14 protein-coding genes are annotated in these 20,872 nt (G+C 37.1%); 1 reads left to right on the top strand and 13 read right to left on the bottom strand.

The window, feature by feature from the left end:
• Positions 1-56: 56 nt before the first annotated feature.
• Together aspS and hisS are read right to left on the bottom strand one after the other, a co-directional pair.
• Positions 57-1,838, bottom strand: coding sequence for an aspartate--tRNA ligase (aspS, locus tag OEZ61_RS01410; RefSeq protein ID WP_041152338.1), 1,782 nt, complete (start codon positions 1,836-1,838; stop codon positions 57-59).
• Between the two features lie 23 nt (positions 1,839-1,861).
• A complete protein-coding gene (hisS, locus tag OEZ61_RS01405; protein WP_034533963.1) occupies positions 1,862-3,151 on the bottom strand; it encodes a histidine--tRNA ligase in 1,290 nt (429 codons plus the stop codon).
• A gap of 349 nt (positions 3,152-3,500) precedes the next feature.
• Between hisS and OEZ61_RS01400 the strand changes: the two genes are divergently transcribed.
• The gene (locus OEZ61_RS01400; RefSeq protein WP_290046707.1) at positions 3,501-4,349 is read left to right on the top strand and encodes a fructosamine kinase family protein; all 849 of its coding nucleotides are present in this window, start codon (positions 3,501-3,503) and stop codon (positions 4,347-4,349) included.
• Here OEZ61_RS01400 and OEZ61_RS01395 read toward each other — a convergent pair.
• The 11 genes from OEZ61_RS01395 to dnaJ form a co-directional block, all read right to left on the bottom strand.
• Positions 4,346-4,975: an HAD-IA family hydrolase gene (locus OEZ61_RS01395; RefSeq protein ID WP_290046706.1), complete on the bottom strand. Its 630-nt coding sequence runs from the start codon at positions 4,973-4,975 to the stop codon at positions 4,346-4,348. The genes OEZ61_RS01400 and OEZ61_RS01395 overlap by 4 nt on opposite strands.
• 42 nt (positions 4,976-5,017) lie before the next feature.
• Positions 5,018-5,464, bottom strand: coding sequence for a D-aminoacyl-tRNA deacylase (dtd, locus tag OEZ61_RS01390; protein ID WP_057197922.1), 447 nt, complete (start codon positions 5,462-5,464; stop codon positions 5,018-5,020).
• 10 nt (positions 5,465-5,474) lie between these two features.
• Positions 5,475-7,703: a bifunctional (p)ppGpp synthetase/guanosine-3',5'-bis(diphosphate) 3'-pyrophosphohydrolase gene (locus OEZ61_RS01385; RefSeq protein ID WP_248600923.1), complete on the bottom strand. Its 2,229-nt coding sequence runs from the start codon at positions 7,701-7,703 to the stop codon at positions 5,475-5,477.
• A 43-nt stretch (positions 7,704-7,746) separates the two neighbouring features.
• Positions 7,747-8,490, bottom strand: coding sequence for a 16S rRNA (uracil(1498)-N(3))-methyltransferase (locus OEZ61_RS01380; RefSeq protein WP_290046703.1), 744 nt, complete (start codon positions 8,488-8,490; stop codon positions 7,747-7,749).
• Positions 8,491-9,375, bottom strand: a complete 885-nt coding sequence (prmA, locus tag OEZ61_RS01375; protein WP_034531648.1) for a 50S ribosomal protein L11 methyltransferase — start codon at positions 9,373-9,375, stop codon at positions 8,491-8,493.
• 75 nt (positions 9,376-9,450) lie between these two features.
• Complete coding sequence (locus OEZ61_RS01370; RefSeq protein WP_034531650.1) at positions 9,451-9,780, bottom strand: hypothetical protein; 330 nt, start codon at positions 9,778-9,780, stop codon at positions 9,451-9,453.
• 177 nt (positions 9,781-9,957) lie between these two features.
• A complete protein-coding gene (locus tag OEZ61_RS01365) occupies positions 9,958-10,698 on the bottom strand; it encodes a hypothetical protein (RefSeq protein WP_053792770.1) in 741 nt (246 codons plus the stop codon).
• A gap of 361 nt (positions 10,699-11,059) precedes the next feature.
• Positions 11,060-16,099 (bottom strand): CDP-glycerol glycerophosphotransferase family protein, encoded by a 5,040-nt coding sequence (locus OEZ61_RS01360; protein ID WP_290046702.1) that lies wholly within the window; start codon positions 16,097-16,099, stop codon positions 11,060-11,062.
• 151 nt (positions 16,100-16,250) lie between these two features.
• A complete protein-coding gene (locus OEZ61_RS01355; protein ID WP_290046701.1) occupies positions 16,251-17,501 on the bottom strand; it encodes a solute carrier family 23 protein in 1,251 nt (416 codons plus the stop codon).
• Positions 17,502-17,678: 177 nt separating this feature from the next.
• On the bottom strand, positions 17,679-19,517 hold the full coding sequence (gene lepA, locus OEZ61_RS01350; RefSeq protein ID WP_290046700.1) for a translation elongation factor 4: 1,839 nt from the start codon (positions 19,515-19,517) through the stop codon (positions 17,679-17,681).
• A 127-nt stretch (positions 19,518-19,644) separates the two neighbouring features.
• Positions 19,645-20,802 carry a molecular chaperone DnaJ gene (dnaJ, locus tag OEZ61_RS01345; protein WP_217303846.1) on the bottom strand — a complete coding sequence of 386 codons (1,158 nt, stop codon included), beginning with the start codon at positions 20,800-20,802 and terminating at the stop codon, positions 19,645-19,647.
• Positions 20,803-20,872: the final 70 nt, after the last annotated feature.

The raw sequence follows: 20,872 nt of genomic DNA, 5'->3' as shown, positions 1-20,872 counted from the left end.
TATAACATAAATAAGGATTAAAAAAAGACTTCCCTAATGGAAGTCTTTCTTTATTATTAAGCTTCTGGTTCGTCTTCAGCTTCTAGTCCTAAGTCATCTAATTGTTTCTTAGAAACAGGTGCTGGAGCGTTAGTCATTGGTTCAGTAGCCTTTGAATTCTTAGGGAATGCAATAACATCTCTAATGTTTTCTGTTTGTGCTAATAATCTAGCAAAACGGTCTAAACCAATAGCTAAACCACCATGAGGTGGGAAACCGTAGTCTAAGGCGTCTAAGAAGTAACCAAATTGTTCTTGGGCACTTTCTCTAGTGAAACCTAAGGCTTTTAGCATCTTTAATTGTAGTTCCTTAGTATGGATACGGATTGATCCACCACCAAGTTCTAGACCATTCAAGATAATGTCGTAACTTTGAGCGTGAGCCTTGTGAGGATCTTCACCGTCGTTTAGGTAATGTTCATCACCTTCATTAGGCATTGTAAATGGATGATGAGCTGGAACCCATCTGTCGATACCTTCGTCGTAGTCGAATAATGGCCAGTCAACAACCCATAGGAAGTCAAAGACGTCTGAAGGAATCATATCTTGTTCCTTAGCGATTGCACATCTTAGGTAACCTAATGTGTCAGCAACAACCTTGTCTCTGTCGGCAGCGAATAGTAATAAGTCCCCTGCCTTAGCTTCAGTAGCTGCAAGCATTTGATCAACAACACTTTCGTCATCAAAGAACTTAGCAATTGGACCAGTTAAACCTTCGTCGGTAACCTTCATCCAAGCAAGACCCTTGGCACCGAATCTTTCTACGTATTCGGCATACTTGTCGATGTCTTTTCTTGAGTACTTGTCAGCACCACCAGGAACGGCGATTGCTTTTACCTTACCACCGTTTTCAATTGCGCCACTAAATACCTTGAAGTTAACATCTTTAACGATGTCTGATAGATCCTTTAGTTCCATACCAAATCTAACATCTGGTTGGTCGGTACCAAAACGATCCATTGATTCTTGCCAAGTAATGCGCTTGAATGGAGCCTTGATATCGATGTTTAAAGTATCCTTCATTACCTTAACGATTAAACCTTCAGTTAGGTCTTGGATATCTTCAGCATTTAAGAATGAAGTTTCCATATCGATTTGGGTAAATTCTGGTTGTCTGTCACCACGTAAGTCTTCATCACGGAAGCAACGAGCAATTTGGTAGTAACGGTCAAAGCCTGAACCCATCAATAATTGCTTAAATAGTTGTGGTGATTGTGGTAGTGCATAGAATGAACCATGGTAAAGTCTTGAAGGAACAAGATAATCACGAGCACCTTCTGGAGTTGAAACTGTTAAGTTAGGAGTTTCAATGTCTACAAAACCATTGTTGTTGAAGTATTCGTGAACTGCTTGAGTAATCTTACTTCTTAAGATAATTCCACGTTGTACTTCTGGACGTCTTAAGTCTAAGTATCTGTACTTCAACTTAGTTTCTTCTGAAGCTGTGATGTTGTCCTTAATATCAAATGGAGGGTTTTCAGACTTGTTTAAGATTTTTACTTCAGAAACAGCAATTTCAATCTTACCAGTGTTAATGTCTGGGTTAACTTCCTTTTCACTTCTGGCAACTACAGTTCCCTTTACTTCGATTACATATTCATTTCTTAATTGATCAGCGATTGACAATGCATCAGCACTGTTCTTGTCACTAAATACTAGTTGGACAATTCCCTTACGGTCTCTTAAGTCTACAAAGATTAATTTACCTAAGTCACGACGTTTGGCAACCCATCCGTCTAAGCATACTTCTTGGTTTAAGTAGCTTTCGTCTACTAAACCACAATAAGTTGTTCGGTTCATAATATCTCTCCTAATCTTATTTTCTATTTAAAGTTCTTTGAAATTAATTCTGCAAAGTTATCTTTTACTTCATTAATATCTACAGTAACTTCGTTTCCATCAGCCATGTTCTTAACATGAATGGTGTTTGATTCTAGTTCTTTGTCACCTAGAGTTAAGGTGAACTTAGCATCTAGCTTATCGGCACTCTTGAATTGTGCCTTTGGTTTACGTGCTAGGTAATCTTTATCAGCCTTAAAGTCTTGCTTTCTTAAAGCTTGAACAACCTTAAGTGCTTCAACACTAGCATCGTCACCTATTCCAACTACATAAGCATCTAAACCAAATGTGTCTGGGAATTGGAAGTTCTTTGAATCCATAAGTAGAAGTAATCTTTCTACCCCTAGACCGAATCCAACACCTGGCATTTGAGGACCACCTAGTTCTTCAACTAAGCCATCGTACCTACCACCGGCACAGATTGTAGTGTAGCCTTCACCTAATTCCTTAGCGTTGGCCATGATTTCAAAGATTGTGTGGTTGTAGTAGTCCAATCCACGAACCATTGTGTGATCAACATCGTATTTGATGCCTAAGTCATCTAATAGTCTAGTTACCTTGTCGAAATGCTTTTGAGCATCATCGGTTAGGTAATCTAAAATGGAAGGAGCACCATCAACAATTAATTGATCTTCTGGTGCTTTACTATCTAGCACACGAAGTGGATTCTTGTGTAGACGTTCCTTAGAATCATCACTTAGTTCTTCAAAGTGTGGTTCCAAATAGTCAATCAATGCTTGACGGTAGTCAGCACGAGTTTGCTTATCACCTAATGTGTTAATAGCTACTCTCAAGTCATCAATTCCTAGATTTTGTAGGTAGTTAACGGCCATTGAAATAACTTCAACATCTAATTCTGGTGATTCGCTACCGAAAGCTTCGACACCGATCTGGTGGAATTGACGTTGACGACCTGATTGAGGACGTTCGTATCTAAACATAGGTCCCATGTAGTACATCTTAACTGGCTTAGGTGTGTCTGGACCGTAAAGTTTATTTTCCACAAACGCTCTAACTACACCGGCAGTTCCTTCTGGTCTTAATGTAATATGACGATCTCCCTTATCGTGAAAGTCATACATTTCTTTTGTAACAATATCTGAAGTTTCTCCTGATGTTCTTGAGAAAACATCGAAGCTTTCAAACATTGGTGTTCTTATTTCTTGATAACGATAAGCCGCAAACAACTTTCTAGCTGTTTCTTCAACAAATTGCCATTTTTCAGAAGTTCCTGGCAAAATATCTGCGGTTCCTTTTGGACGTTGATATCGCATGATAATCCCTCCGCAAACTTTAATAACTGAATAAAAAAAGCCCTTGTCTAAATAAAATCATTTAGACAAGGGCGCAAAAAGCACGGTACCACCTTTTTTTAACTCTTATGTAACGTATAATTACGAATGGCTTAGCCATTAGCCTCAAAAGTGTCTTTCCAGGATTTCTTTCGTCGTTATTTCACCAAACTAACGCTCTCTTATATCTAAGAAAATTCCGTACTCTTCTTTTTTCATCAGCGAGTATTCTATTCATGTTTTAGATTAATGTAATTTACTTAAAAAGTCAAGAACTCACATATTTTGCTTCATTCTAAATCCATTGTAGAATGGAATAGAGGTGATATATATGAAGCAATTAACACAAGAATGGCTTGAACAATTACCAATTAAAAACGTAACTAAAATAACCCCTGTTTCAGGTGGTGATATCAATGATTCATATGAAATCATTGCTGATAACCAAAAATACTTTATGAAAGTCCAACCCAATAAAGGAAAGGAATTCTTCGAACACGAAGTCGAAGGAATCAAACTTATCGGTCAATATGCGACCGTCCCAACCATTATTGACTATGGTGAAATTGATGGCGACGGCTTTCTAATTCAAAAATGGATGAACTTATCACCATTTGGCGATCAATATCAATTGGGCAAAATGTTAGCCGACGTTCACAAGCACCACAATGACCGTTTTGGTCTAGACAAAGACTTTAATCTAGGTCGAGTGCCAAAGACAAACACATGGCAGGATAATTGGACCAACTTTTTTATCAAACAACGTCTAAATCCACTAATGGATATGGCAATTAAAAACCGTGAAATTTCCAAAGAAGATTTAAACCACTTTGATAACCTAAAGGAAGCTTTCAAAAAGGATATGGATAATCATCACAGTGATGCATCCCTTCTTCACGGTGACCTATGGAGTGGCAATTTCTCATTTCTAGAAGACGGCAAGCCAATCTTGATTGACCCGGATGTCTACTACGGTGACCGTGAATTCGACATTGGTGTAACAACCGTATTTGGTGGTTTCAATGCCGACTTTTACGAAGGTTACAACGATACCTATCCACTAGACACCGGATGGAAGAGAAGAATCCAATACTATCAATTCTTCTATCTACTTGCCCACTACGTCATGTTTGGTGGTGGCTATGGACTAGAAGTAAAGAGTATTCTTAGTCAATACTAGTCATTACGATGTAAGAAATCATAATAGTTGTTGATTGTCATTTCAGGGTTTCCAGTTGAATTAATCATTCCATCTGGATCAAATAAGCAGGCTTTGATTCCGGCATTATGAGCGGCATCAACGTCTAGCTTTCTGTCCCCCATGAACATACAATCGTCACGATTAATGTCATTATTTTTAATTAAATAATTAACAGCTTCTGGATCAGGTTTTCTCTTGAAAGCCTGATTTTTTGTTACCATTTCGGTGAAGTAATCATTTAATCCGGCATTTTCCAACATTGCAATGGCGTCATCATCACGGTGAGTTAGTAAAAAGTTTCTCCCGCCATCATCGACATTTTGTGCTAACACTTTATCTACATTCATAAAGATGTTAGCGTCTTTGACATTTTGTTTTTCATATTGGCGATACTTATCATTAATTGTGTCAGCATCAATGTTGAAATGAGCAGCGTACTTTTGCACGCATGTTGCTAACGAGTGGCGACGCATCACCTGATTGATTTCATAATCATCAATCTCAAACTCATCAATTCTCATATCAACTAAGGCATCAACAAACGCATCAACCATAATTGGATATGTATCCATAATCGTTCCATCAAAATCCCAAATTAAATCCATGTCTTTCTCCCCTAATTAAAAAAGAGCTTTCACAAGCTCTTTTTATTTGTTTTCTGTATCAAAAATAATTGTAAACGGGCCATCGTTTTGCAAATCAACTTGCATGTCTGCGCCAAAACGTCCAGTTTCAACGTGATTACCAGCATCCCTTAACGCCTGGTTAAACTGGTCATACATATCTGATGCAAAATCAGGTTTTCCCGCCTTGGTGAATGAAGGACGGTTTCCCTTCTTGGTATCAGCATACAAAGTAAATTGAGATACAGATAAGATTTCACCATTAATTGATTGTAAGCTCAAGTTAGTCTTACCATCTTCGTCAGCGAAAATGCGTAAGTTACTAATTTTTCGCACTAAGTAATCAATATCGTCTTTGGTGTCGCCATCTTTAATACCAACTAATAGCAAGTAACCTTGATTAATTTTACCCACTTGTTCGTTATCAATTGATACACTCGCATGACTGACTCTTTGAAGTACAACTCGCATAATTAGCTCCTTACATAAATGGTCTTTTTACTACGTAGACATCAGGAATATTCTTCAAGTGGTCAATAATCATATCCAATTGTTCTAGATTACGAACCCCTACCTTCAATGAAATAACGGCAGTCTTATCGTGATCCACTTTTCCTTCAATTGAATTGATTTGTTTGCAAATGGTGCTGACCTTCTTGATAACATCGTTCAACAAGTTATTACGGTTGTATCCTTGAACTTCGATGTTAGCACTGAATGAAGCGTGATTATCTGAAGCAATGTTCCAAGTAACACTTACCAAACGTTCGTCATTATCGTTAATGTTTGGACAGTCCTTACGGTGAACAGATACCCCACGTCCTTTGGTGATGTATCCGACCACTTCATCGCCTGGAACAGGTGAACAACAGTGACTCAAACGAACTAATAGGTTATCGACTCCTTCGATTACAATTCCATCTGAAGGTTTCTTATTCTTATTAGTCTTGTTAACCTCATCGGTTGTCTTTTCGATTGTTTGGTGGTTTTCCAAAATATCTTTTTGTTGTTGTTCAATTCTCTTCTTTTCAGCTTCATCTCTGATGCTGGCAGTTAGAATGTTAACAATTCCGTTTGGTTGTTTATTACCAAAACCGATTTCAGCAAACATATCGTTAACTTGATTGTAATATGTGCCCTTGATTGCATCTTCAAGATGTTCTTTGGTCATGATTTCGTTAACATCATAACCGGCATCCTTAACGGCCTTGGTCAAGATTTCTCTTCCGGCGTTAACGTTCTTTTCACGATCACGTGTCTTGAAGTATTGACGAATCTTATGTTTAGCACGGCTTGTTGATACCAGACTAATCCAGTCTTGGCTAGGACCAGCAGAGCTAGAAGATGTCATGATTTCAACAATGTCACCGGTTTTAATTTGGTAATCCAATGGTTCAATTTTTCCGTTAACACGAGACCCAACGGTATGATTACCGATATCAGTATGAATTAGGTATGCCATATCAAGCGGTCCGGCACCCTTTGGTAATTCCAAAACATCCCCTTGAGGAGTAAATGCATATACGTGGTCCCCGAATAGGTCACCCTTTACGCCGTCCATAAAGTCAGAGGCGCTATCGGTATCTTCTTGTAATTCAATAATGCGCTTAAACCAGTTCAAACGGTTATTGTCTGAAGATTCCTTAACTTCATCTGTAGCTCCTTCTTTGTAAGCCCAGTGAGCAGCAACCCCATATTCAGCGATTTGATGCATTTCCTTAGTTCTGATTTGAACTTCTAATGGACGTCCACCAGGTCCAACAACAGTCGTATGCAAGGATTGGTACATGTTAGCCTTAGGCATTGCAATGTAGTCCTTAAAACGACCGGGCATTGGTGACCACTTAGTATGGATAGCACCTAAAACTGCATAACAGTCCTTAATAGAATCAACAATACATCTAACGGCCAAGAGGTCATAGATTTGTTCGAATTGCTTCTTTTTAATAACCATCTTGTGATAAACGGAGTATAAGTGCTTTGGTCTACCGTAGACTTCCACATTCTTAAGTCCCATTTGTTTAACCTGTTGGTTAACCTCTTTAACGGCTTCGTTAATGTATGAAACACGTTCGTCTCGCTTAGAGTTCATTAAGTGAACAATGCGGTAGTATTGTTGTGGGTTAAGGTATCTAAGTGAGATATCTTCTAATTCCCACTTAATTGTCCCAATCCCCAAACGATCGGCAAGTGGCGCGTAGATTTCCAATGTTTCATTAGAAATACGACGTTGCTTTTCTGGTTTTAAATGCTTTAGTGTACGCATGTTATGCAAACGGTCAGCCAATTTGACAATCATGACACGAATATCCTTACACATTGCTAACAATAGCTTACGGTGGTTTTCGGCTAATTGTTCTTGGTTAGACTTGTACTTGATCTTACCAAGCTTGGTAACACCGTCTACGATTAGTTCGATATCGTTTCCGAATAATTCAGCGATATCTGATAATTCTGCTCCGGTATCTTCAACAACATCATGCAATAGGCCCGCACTAACGGTTTCTGGGTCCATTTTTAATGTTGCTAAAATACTAGCTACTTGAATTGGATGAACAATATAAGGTTCTCCGGATTGTCTAAATTGGTCTTTATGACAAATTGACGCAAATTCGTATGCTTTTTTAACAATTCCTACATGTTGTTCATTCATGTAACTGGAAATTTCTTTAAATAAGTCTTCTTTAGACCAAATCTTATGTTCAGACATTTCCAAAACCTTCTTCCAATCATTTATTTCCTATATTCTATCATTAATTTAATGAGTTTAATTCCATATGAACTGATAAAGCTGATAAAAAGTAAAATGGTGCTGTTTCAGTTCTTAAAATTCTAGGACCTAATCCACAAGTCAAATATCCCATTGATTGTAAAGTTTCAACTTCCTTAGGGGATATGCCTCCTTCAGGTCCAAAGAACATTGCGACACTTTCACCCGGTTTTGTCTGATCTAGTGTCTTAATTAAATCAGATTTTTCACCATGCTTAGCTGATTCTTCGTAAGCAATTAAACGATGATCAAAATCATAGTTAGCTAATTCCTTGATTGAATTAATATATTCAACTTCTGGAATCACATTTCGGTGTGATTGTTCAGCAGCACTTCTAGCGATTTTTCTAAAACGCTGTAACTTCTTTTCTGCTTTATTGTTCCATTTAGCAATGGCCCAATCTGTTGGGGTAAAGATAATCTTTTTTATCCCTAACTCAGTGGCTTTTTGGACCACTAATTCGGCCTTTTCCTTCTTTGGCAAACCACAAATGATAACAGCATCAGCTGGTAGTTCAACATTCTTATCAGATACTTCCACTACTTTAGCTAGATTGTTTTCATTATCGGTTAATTCAGCAACAAAAAGTTGGTGATTTCCATCAACGATTTCGAAACGATTACCCTCTGTGGAACGTAAAACACCCATAAAGTGATGAGCGATATCAGCACTAACCTCAAATTCAGTATCATTACTCAATATTTGGTCTGTAAAGTAGTGTTGCATCTATTCATCATCCCTTCTTAAATGTGCTGTAATTCCGCACCAATCACCTAACATTGATACTTGATCAATCACGAAATCGTTGTCCTTAAGTGTTTGATTGGTAATATCTAGTTTTTCCTTAATAATACCGGAAATGATAATTTGTCCGCCAGGATTTAGATTATTAACTGCTTGTGGAATTAATGGTAATACCGCTTCTGGAAGCATGTTCGCAAAAATGATATCTACCTTTTTAGTAATGCCATCTAGCAAACTGTTCTTGCCAACCTTAATGTCGTCAGCAAAGCCATTTAAGGCCACGTTTTGTTTGGCAGATGTAACGGCATCGTCATCATAGTCATAGGCTTCAATATCGGAAGCACCTAATAGTTTGGCACCGATACTTAAGACCCCAGAACCAGTTCCAATATCTAAAATGCTTTGACCTTCTCTAATGATGTTTTCAATTGCTTGAAGACATAAAACAGTGGTTGGATGTACCCCTGTACCAAAGGCCTTCTTTGGATCTAGTTTGATTACCAATTCATCATCTGATTCTTTCTTATAATCTTCCCATACTGGTGAAATTGTTAAGAACTTGGTAATACGTTTTGCATGGTAGTACTTTTCCCATTCAGTGTTCCACTTGTCATCATTTAAGTCCTTGGTAACAACCTTACCCATCCCTGGATTTAGTCCAAAGCTCTTTAATTGATCTACTCTTTCTTGGATTGCTGGCACCTTTGATTTAATGTCAAAGTCTTCTGGGAAATATGAGTTAATACTCAATACTCCATCGTCTCTTGAATCTAATTCCACACCTAGAGATCCAAATTCCATCAAGATGTTAATAACCGCATCTTGAGATTCATCATTTGTTAATACTGATATTTCAGTCCATTCCATTTCAAACACCCCTGTTAACTTTTACAAAAAAGGTGCATCCCTCTTATAGGACACACCCCCGATTAATTTAGCGTACTATTTAGATTCTGTCTTTTCTTTTTCTTGAATCTTTAGCTGCTTAAGTTTTTCCTCATGTTGTTGCAAGTGAGATTCCAAATAAAGCATCAATGAATTTTCATCCTTAAAAATTCGTGGATGTTTTTGTTTATGAAGTCTTAAATCAATTTCATTAATTTTTTGTCTACCTGTCCATTTGTGACCGTATCTGATAATCAAACGGTTATCTAAATGTTTCTTTCCGAATCTAAACACATAAACATTATCTGGAGTAAGCAATGGTCTAATGTAAGTCTTTTTGTAGTAGTATCCATTATCTCTTAAAAACTTTTTAGTTCGATTAAGCATTGTTTGTACACCTCCATTTTTAATATTTTGCAATTGCTTTTTAATAAAGCATAATCTGTCCATAAATCATTCTATATAAATTTTATATTAAGTTTGCTAAATTGTCTACCTATATTAGACATAAATAAAAACGCCAAATATCTGTTGTTTACACAGAAATTAGGCGTTTAAGATTTATTATTTTACTTCTCCAACATCAAGAGCTTGATGCTTTAGCTTGGTAAAGACATGCTTATCAGCAATTCCTGTGATTCCTCCTTGGAAGAAGAATGCGAACAAGGTTCCTAATCCAAAGTTATTGAATTGGTGAGTAATTACAATAGCGATAATAGCCATGATAGTTGGTGGAATGTATGAGAACCACATTGCCTTTGAGGCATTTCCATCACAGTATTTAAATCTTAAAATTTGCATTAAATCATCAGCAGGATGTAGCGCAATGTTAACTCTTTGGTAAATTGAAATTGCGATTGCAATAAATGAAACACCAACGAAGTTAAGTAATACGTATGCTAATGTCATTCCAATTCCGTGTGCTTCTGGTAACCAGTTACTTACAACACCGTTGAAATAGTTAATCAATAATGAGAATGGTCCTAAGAAAGCAGCGTTACCAATAACTCTGCTCCAGCTCCATTTTCCAACTAGAATTGAGTTAAGAACTGTAATTAACATTCCTAGTCCAAAGAATGCCCAGAATAAAACCCATTTACCATCACCTAAAACGGCGTATCCTAGGTTGTTTTCAGCAGCTGTCCAGTATGCTGATCCTAGAAATGATGGATGAATTTTGGCACTAGTTACTAGTGTTAAAACATTCCCCAATGAGTTAATAACTAGTGAGATTAAAAAGTAAATAATAGAGCTTGTCCAAGAAATGGTTCTTTTTGACTTAGTAGCACTTGCACTAATTTGCATGATAGAAATACCCCTTACCTGTAAATTTTAATATTATTTTTTAATTGTGAAAAATTTATCTAGCATTTGAAAGCTAATAAGCTATCAAAGACTTAGTGCAATAAAGCACAAACTTAATTAACAAATAAATAATAACATGAAATATTATAAAATCAAGTTAATTGCCTCGCATATCGATTGGTTTGATATGTCTTCGCAAATGATTTTTGTAATAATCATCACTTGTTTTTTGTTTGTGAACTTTATAACAAAATAAATTATAAACCATTTTAAAAATAAAATAAACCCCTTTCATAAAAAAGCTCAATCTTTTTTTCAGCAAAAAAAGAAGCATCAACGATAAACCGTTGATGCTTCAATCTTATTTGCTTAATTCTTCTGTATTAATCCAGTAATTATGATTGTCTAAACTTACTAATGCGTATTTAGCACCTAAGAATTCTTTGAATTCTCTATCACATAATTGAGCTGTCTTAATTACTTTCACTTCTCTATCACCATCGAGATACTTAACAAAATGATTATCACGATAGTTAGCGAAGTCCTTATCTTTTGCCCAAAGGGTTGCACAGTCTTTGGCAATCATTTGATCACTTAATCCTTGTGTTGATAAATCATCACTGTAGAATGTTTCAAGACTATGATCACTTAGCATCTTTTCAACAGAACGTTTAGATGCATTACCATCCATCCAAGCTGAATACTTCTTGTAGAATGCTTCATACTTATCATCAGGAGTCCATCCGTTGTTGAATATATCATCAAGGCTTTCAATTACTTCATCATTAGTCTTAACGATTGGACCTGGAGCTTCCTTAATGAAGTCAAAGTAGAATCCACGAATGGCATTCGCATAATCTTCTAAGTCATAGGTAAAGAAGATCATTGGACGTTTTAATGTTGCGTAATCAAACATTACTGATGAGTAGTCGGTAATCAAGACATCACTGATTAGATACAATTCAGCAATATCTGGATAGTTGCTTACGTTTAGTGCAAAACCTTCGTAATCACTTAAGTCTAGATTGTTAGATATTAAGTAATGAGTTCTAACTAATACGTATGCTTTACCTTCATAACGTTCGCGTAGCTTTTGTAAATCAAGGTGTAGCTTGGCGGTAAATTCATCGTTTTTAATGTATTCATTATCACGCCAAGTTGGAGCATATAAAATAACCTTCTTGTTGTCTTCAATGCCCAAGTCTTCCTTGATTTCTCTGATATCGTTAGAAGTATAGTTTACTAAGATGTCATTTCTTGGGTATCCATCCAATTGAATTTGGCTGGCTTGCATTCTAAAGCAGCGTTGCATGATTTCTGCTGAATACATGTTAGGTGCAATCAATCTAGTCCATCTTCTGTTATCCTTAAAGACTTCTTCGTGATACTTAGCAACGTTTACACCAGGCATTGTTACCTTCATAACGTCGGCACCAATGGTCTTTAGTGGTGTCCCATGCCAAGTTTGTAATACGACAGTGTCCTTACTTGGGTGCCATCTGAATGGACGACGTGAATTGGTTACCCAGTACTTAGCTCTAGCTTGTTTTAAGATTCCCTTGAAGCCGAATCTGGTTACATAAGGAATTTGGTTTAATTCAAATATTTCACGATCTTCCTTGTTTACATTCCAGTAAAGTTTAAAGCCAGGATAGTTTTCTTTCATGTATTCATAAATCGCCTTAGGATTGTCTGAATATTGAGTTCCAAAGAAACTATCGAAGATTACGATATCCTTCTTAGAAAGGCGTTTTGATAGTTCGTTTAACAACTTAGCTTGGAAGAAGTTAGTATCCCAGAAATGACCAATCTTCTTAAATAGCAAACTCTTGGCTGGTTCTTGGTCTAAATCTTCTCTTTGGGTGTTCAATACTGTTTCAACAACTTGTTGAGTGGCATCCCCATTACGACCGTATTGAGCAAACTCATCACAGAATGTTTCCATTTGGTCTGCATAATTGTCAGCGACTGAATCGATATGTCTGATGCGATCAATCAATTCGTCTTCAGTCTTAACAATTGGTCCAGGCATTTGCTTGTAGTAATCTAGGTAGACACCACGGTTAGCTTCGTCTAGGTACCAGTCAGCATCGTATGCGTAGAAAATCATTGGACGTTTTAGATGTGCGTAGTCAAACATTACTGATGAGTAGTCGGTGATCATTGCATCACTGATTAGGTATAAATCATTAATGTTGTCGTAGTCACTAACATCGTATACGAATCCTGGATTGTTGTAGAAACTATTTGAGTGAGCTACAAAGTAATGCAAACGAACAAGTAGCACGTAACCATCTGATAGTTTTTCTTGTAACTTGTCTAAATCAAGTTTGAAATCAAAACCACCATCTGCTCTAAATGTTGGTGCATATAAAATCACACGCTTATTTAGCGGAATACCAAGTTTGTTCTTAATTGAATTAATGTAATCAGTATTGTTGTGAGTGTATAGCTCATCATTTCTAGGGAAACCTGATTTAATAATCTTTTGACTGTAGTTAAATGCGTGCTTAGCAGTCTTTTCCATGTAATCAGAAGGTACAACCAAGTAGTCCCAACGACGGTTTCTCATTGCAAAACGATTTTGTAACTTGTTGGATCCAAACTTAAAGTGTGGTTCATCAAATCCCATGTGCTTTAAGAATGTTCCGTGAAGTGTTTCTACTTCGATTTGGCCCTTACGTTTAGCGTAACGGTTAGGCATGTTGGTGTTTTGAATAATGTATCTAGCAACAGCTAAGTAGTACCAGTACTTAAATGTGTTTACTCGAACCTTTTCACCGTCTCCGGTAATCTTGGTTTCGATGTTGTTGAAAATCCATACTGGTTTAATTTCAGGATGATTTTCTTCAACGTATTGGTACATCAACTTTTCGTTACTATCAAACTTACTTGACCAATAAGAGTCAAAGACCATCACGTTTCTAAGTGGTAATAATCTCATCAATGGATATAAAACAGAGTAAGAAATGGCACGTAAGCCCTTCTTAGCATCCATTGCACCAAAGAATGGTTGATCTACCTTGAAGATAAGATTCATGCTCTTATCCTTCTTTACAGCGTAGAAAATTTGAGATTTACCATTGAAAGGCAATTCAGTAGTCTTAATACGACACTTCTTGGCGTACTTGATGCGGTAAGTATGCGCCTTACCATCAACTTGAAGATAAATCTTAAATTGATAGTCACCTTCAAGTAAGTCTAGTTGTTCATTGTTGTTTGAAGTTAGTGCAAAGTCAAATTCGAAGCTATCGCCATTAATTTGGAAATGGTTAGATACTGGATCTAATACCTTTCTAGTTGCCTTGTCAGCACTAATTAATTCAACGTGAGCTTGTGATACCAAGACACTGCTTGGATCAACTGCTTTGTTCATTTTGGCAGAAACATGTAGAACGTTGTTGGCATCCACAGTGACCTTCTTAGCCTCAAATGGTGCTTCTTCAATCATTAGTTGCACGTTTTTGATATCACCATAGAACAATGAAATGGCATCCCCATCGTCTAGATTAATTTGTTGATTAATCTTGTTTGAAGAGAATGAGTAGTTCATTTCAGCATGGGTAAAGTTATCCAAGATAATTAACTTAAGTTCTTGGTTACGAGCTTTATCGTTAATTTCCTTAACGTTAAACGCAAAACTGTTTTCATTTTGGTCGATTGAATGAATGGCAGTACCATTAGCAGCCATTAAAACGGCATTGTAACCAGATACGTCCATGTTATCAACGTTAAAACTTAGTTCTTGTTTATCGTCGCTGACGGTTGGATAGCTAACTACCGGTCTTCTGTCAGAATCTGAGTTTAAATCAATTACTTCAAAGACTAGTGAACCAACACTGTTAAATCTAGTAATCACTTTTACCCCATTGTATTCAAACGGTAAAATGGCTTTTTGAGTTAGCTTTTCAATTGGATCAGTAGCAAAATCCTTTACCATGATGTGGTTATCCACGGTGTTTTTGATTTGGACCTTCCAAGTTCCAACACCTAAAGTGTCGATAGCTTGTTTAATATTAAACTTAACCTCGTAATCAGCATTGTTGTACTTAGCATTTGGCTTTAAAGTTCTTCTAACAAAAGGACTTTCTACCCTCTTGATTTGAACCTTAATAGTCTTTTGATTTTTAACGTTAATCAAGCTGGCTTGTAGTGATTCGTTCTTGTTTCCGTCACCAAATGTTTGTTTAACAAGGTGAAGCTTATTAATCTTGAATGCTCCATCGATTCTAATATCACCGTTATCAACATTGGTAAATTCAACGTCTCTAATATTTTGGTTAAAACGACTGTTATTATCGTTTAAATTAACATTATTAACTAGTTGCTTTTTATCACCTAATTCAGGTGCAATTAGTCGGTAGTTTGATCCACCAATTGAATGTTTAAATTCACCAATTTGTTTTTTATAAGAAATGTCGTTAATGACATCGACATCGTTATATCTAATTGCTGAATATAGGATTTGTTGTTTGACTGGCAAACGATAGAAGATTTCTGAATCCCATAAGTGCCAATCTCTTAGGAACTTGTAAACCATTTCTTGAGCTTGGTAGATATAGTCACTGCTATTATCACCTAGACTTTGGGTAAAGATAAATAGATCTAGGAACAATGCCTTATATTTAAAATCTTGAACAAATGAATCTTCTTCACTAAAGCCATTATTCAAAATAATTTGTAGAGTTCTTCTAAGTGAACTTAATCGACTTTCAAAGTTAGAAAGCGCACTTCTGGTTTGTGTGATGGAATCGGCACTTTCACGCCATCTCCATTCATAAACGTCATCTTCTACGACTGATGTCTTATGTGACTTCAAGTGTGCTTCCATTGAGAATGGAATATCTTCATAGATGATGCCTTCCACAAACTTGATGCTGTTATCAAGTAGGAAGGAACGCTTGTATAGTTTATTCCAACTGGTTGTGTCGTAAATCAAGTCATGGTTGGTTGTAATGTGCGTATTATCGTAATCATCGTGCACAGCAAAAGAATGTAGGTATGAGTTCTCATAACGATCCTTATCAAATCGCTTAACAAAACCTACAACTAAGTCTGAGTCGTTTTGACGTGCTTTAAACGCCATTGAAGGATAAGCGTTAGCAGGAACAATGTCATCACCATCAACGAAGGCAATGTACTTTCCTCTAGCGTGCTTCATCCCATAATTTCTGGTGTTACTTAAACCACCATTTTCTTTATGTAGTGCTCTAAAACTATTATATTTATTTGCAAATTCATCAATAATTTTGCTTGTATTATCAGTTGATCCGTCATCAATCATCAATACTTCAAGGCTTTCCATAGGGAAATTAGTATTAGCAATGGATGACAAACATTTTTCAATGTAATCTTGTACGTTATAGCAGGCCACTATCACGGATAGATATGGTTCATTCATATTTAAGTGCCTCTCTCATAATATTTTCCAATAAAAATACCAATTAAAAACTTGGTATATCAGTCTAATAATGCGGCAAACTCTCTCTAATTTACCTATCTGCATTATATCACTAAAAGCACTGTTTTTAATTGGTATTTATTAATCTTTACTAATTTTTAGGTAATACAATATTCAATAAAATTCCTAGGATTACGGATACGGCTAGTCCATTTAATGGCAATGTTCCAATTTTAATCATGAAACCACCGACTCCAATTACCAAAATGGTGGAAACAATCATCAAATTACGCTTATTTGCTAAATCAATTTGATTTTCAATCATGATTTTAATCCCACTAGAAGCAATTGTTCCAAATAATAGGAAACTGATACCACCGATTAAAGGTAGTGGCATTTGCATAATTAATACATTTAGCTTGTTCACAAATGAGAATAAAATGGCAAATACTGCGGCACCAATCAATACATAGACACTGTGAATCTTAGTAATTGCCATCACTCCGATGTTTTCACCATAACTAGTTACGGCTGGACCACCGACTAATCCGGCAAACATTGAAGCTAGACCGTCACCTGTTAGGGTTCTGTTCAAACCAGGATCCTTAAAGTAGTTTCTGCCTGTTAATTCATCTAGTACCATCAAGTGACCTAAATGTTCTGTAATGGTAACGAAGGCAATTGGCGCGATGGCGATGATTGCACCCCATTCAAATTTCACATTGTATGAAACGAACGGAATTTCAAACTTAGGCATTGAAAACCATGGTGCATTGGCGATTGTACTTAGATTAACTAATCCCATTGCAATTGAGATAACATATCCGCAAACGATGGCTAATAGAATTGGCATAAAGCCTAGAAAGCCCTTTAGGTACATGTTAAAGAAGATTGCTAATAGTAGCGTTATTAATGCGACAAACACGTATTTGTAGTCATAATTTCCCTTGTTTAGCATCGCATCATTGGCAGCACTAGATGCTAATGATAAACCAATTACGATTACAACCGGACCAACCACGACTGCTGGAAGTAACTTATCAATCCATTCTGAACCAATCATGGCAACAATCAGTGCAACAATTAAATAAACTACACCAACCGCGATGACCCCTTGGGCAATTCCCGGATAGCCAGTCACTTGCATTAAGTACTTCATAGGTACGATGAACGCGAAACTAGATCCCATGTAAGCCGGAATCTTCTTTTGTGTTACTAGAATGTGAATTAAAGTCCCCACTCCTGAAGTAAACAAAGCGATGCTTGGGCTCAATCCTACCAATAGCGGTACGATTACTGTACTTCCAAACATTGAAAACATATGTTGTAATGATAAACCGACCCAAAGCCAGAATCCTGGTTTATCGTTAACATCTAAAATGGTGTCTGAATTTTTATTCATAACCAATCCCCCTAAATGATTTCCGAGCTTTAATCTAGCAAAAAAGGTCCATTCATCCCTAGACGAATAGACCTTCACAAATTTTTATTAAATTCGCTAATCTTATCAGCCTCACGGGACTAAATTAAAGACTCTATATTTTTAATATATCATACTGATAATTTCTTATGAAGTCAATTACTTTTTATCGCTTTCTTCTTCATCAGTTTGTAGAACAGCCATGAATGCGGCTTGTGGAATTTCCACCTTACCAACGGCCTTCATACGTTTCTTACCAGCTTTTTGCTTTTCTAATAGCTTCATTCTTCTGGTTCTGTCACCACCGTATAGGTGAGCGGTAACATCCTTACGGTATGCCTTGATGTTAGTTCTAGCAATTACCTTAGCACCAATTGCGGCTTGGACAGGAATTTCGAAGTTTTGACGTGGAATAATCTTCTTAAGTTTTTCAACGATTACTCGAGCACGGCTAGCTGAGAATTGACGGTGAGAAATAAAACTCAATGCATCGACTTTTTCACCGTTCAATAGGATATCAATCTTAACTAGATCAGAAGGCTTGTAGTCCCCTAATTCGTAATCAAGTGATGCATATCCTCTAGTGGTTGACTTCAACTTATCGAAGAAGTCAAAGATGATTTCTGACAATGGAATTGAGTACATGATGTTAACACGGTAATCATCAATATATTCCATCGTTTCGAATTGACCACGACGTGATTGGCAAAGTTCCATCACGGCACCAACGTAATCATTAGGCACCATTACAGTTGCTTTTACGTAAGGTTCTTCAACCGCTTTGATTTCTGAAGCATCTGGCATTTCAGATGGGTTTTCCACATCTTTTCTTTGACCATCGGTAGTAAAGACGTGGTAAGTAACGGATGGAGCAGTAGTGATTAAATCTAGATTGAATTCTCTTTCTAGACGTTCTTGCACAACATCCATGTGTAGCATTCCTAAGAATCCACATCTAAAACCGAATCCAAGTGCTTGTGATGATTCAGGTTCGAATTCCAAGGCAGCATCGTTTAGCTTAAGTTTTTCAAGTGATTCTCTTAAGTCACCAAACTTAGCATTGTCGGTTGGGTATAAACCAGAATATACCATTGGTTCCATTTCACGGTAACCTGGTAATGGTTCATCAGCTGGATCATCAGCATTAGTAACAGTATCCCCAACACGGGTTTGGTTGATATCCTTAATACTTGCAGTGATGTAACCAACGTCTCCTGCCATTAGGTATTCTCTTTGAACAGGATGTGGTGAGTTCACACCCACTTCGGTAACTTCGTATTCACTACCACTGTTCATTAAGAGAATCTTATCTCCTGGTTTAACAACACCATCACGTAAACGAACACTCAAAACAACTCCACGATAATCATCGTAAACAGAGTCAAAGACAAGTGCCTTTAGTGGTGCATCTAAATCACCTTGAGGTGCAGGTACTTCTTCTACGATTCTTTCCAATAAATCTTCAATTCCGATTCCCTTTTTAGCACTAGCTAAAACGGCGTTTTCGGCATCGATACCAATGATATCTTCAACTTCTTTTTTAACCATATCTGGTTGTGCAGAAGGTAAATCAATCTTATTAATTACAGGAACAATTTCCAAGTCATCATCGATTGCCAAGTAAACATTGGCTAGAGTTTGGGCTTCAACACCTTGAGCAGCATCGACAACTAAAACGGCCCCTTCACAGGCAGCCAAACTTCTTGATACTTCGTATGAGAAATCAACATGTCCCGGTGTATCGATAAGATGAAATTCATAGTCATGACCATCCTTAGAATGGTACTTTAGCTCAACTGCATTCAACTTAATTGTGATTCCACGTTCTCTTTCTAGTTCCATGTCATCCAATAATTGGTTTTGCATATCTCTTTTTGCGACAGTATCTGTCATTTCTAAAATTCGATCGGCTAAAGTAGATTTACCATGATCAATATGAGCAACAATCGAAAAGTTACGAATGTATTTTTGATGTTCCTTCATTTTTGCTATGTCCATGTTTATTCCTACTTTCAACGTAATGTATTAATACAATTATAACAACCAAAAAGACAATGCACAAACTAAATCATGCTATCAGAATTCTTTTCGGCAACAAAAAAGAGTCGCATAAGCGACCCCTTAATTATTTCTTGCCGTTCATAGCATCTTTCATCTTTTCGAAGAATCCACCATTCTTGTATTCTTCTTCACCAGATGCTTCAGCAAAAGCTTTTAGAGCTTGTTTTTGTTGTTTGTTTAAACTCTTAGGAGTGACAATCTTAACAGTAACTAGTTCATCACCTTTTGAACTGCTGTTAATCTTAGGCATTCCCTTACCTCTTAGTCTGAAAGTAGTGTTTGATTGAGTTCCAGCTGGAACCTTCATTTCAACATCACCATATACGGTCTTAACCTTGATGGTGCTACCTAGAGTAGCTTGAGTAAATGAGATGTTTTGTGAGTAATGTAAATCAGAGCCATCACGTTCAAAGTCACGACTAGGTTTTACTCTAAATACGATGAATAAGTCACCGTAAGGTCCACCGTTTTCACCGGCTTCACCTTGACCTTGTAATCTCATTTGTTGTCCATCATCAACACCGGCAGGAATGTTTACTTCTACCTTGTGACTTTCGTGCATGTGACCTGAGCCACCACACTTAGGACACTTGTCCTTAATTTCTTTACCAGTTCCACCACAAGTAGGACATGGATGTTGAGTTTGCATTTGACCTAATGGTGTATTTTGAACTGATGTTACGTAACCACTACCGTTACATTGGTGACAAGTTTCTGGATGAGTCCCTGGTTTTGCACCTGATCCATCACAGGTATCACACTTAGCTTCACGGTCGTATCTGATAGTAGTCTTCTTACCGAAAACGGCATCTTCAAAATTGATTGTCATTTGGTATTGAAGATCTCTACCCTTAACAGGAGCATTTGGGTCTCTTTGAGCACCTCTTGCACCACCACCAAAGAATTGGCTGAAAATGTCGTCGAAGCCGCCGCCACCGAAACCAGAGAATCCTCCAGCTCCGCCACCGAAGCCGCCGGCACCTCCGCCGAATCCACCGGCTGGGCCATCAGCTGAACCAAATTGGTCGTAATTACGACGTTTTTGTTCATCACTTAGTACTTCGTAAGCTTCGTTAATTTCCTTAAACTTCTTTTCAGCACCGGGTTCTTTGTTGATATCAGGATGATACTTCTTAGACATTTTACGGTAAGCGTGCTTAATGTCATCTTGACTGGCGTCTTTTGATATTCCCAGAATTGAATAGTAATCCTTATCTGCCATTTTTATCCCCCATAACCTTCATTTTGAAATAAAAGGCCAAAGCCCAACAAGTCAGACTTTGACCCTTTTT

This window comes from Apilactobacillus sp. EABW-1NA, assembly GCF_030398685.1.
GTDB classification, from domain to species: Bacteria; Bacillota; Bacilli; order Lactobacillales; family Lactobacillaceae; genus Apilactobacillus; species Apilactobacillus waqarii.
This window is presented reverse-complemented; position numbering and strand designations above follow the sequence as displayed.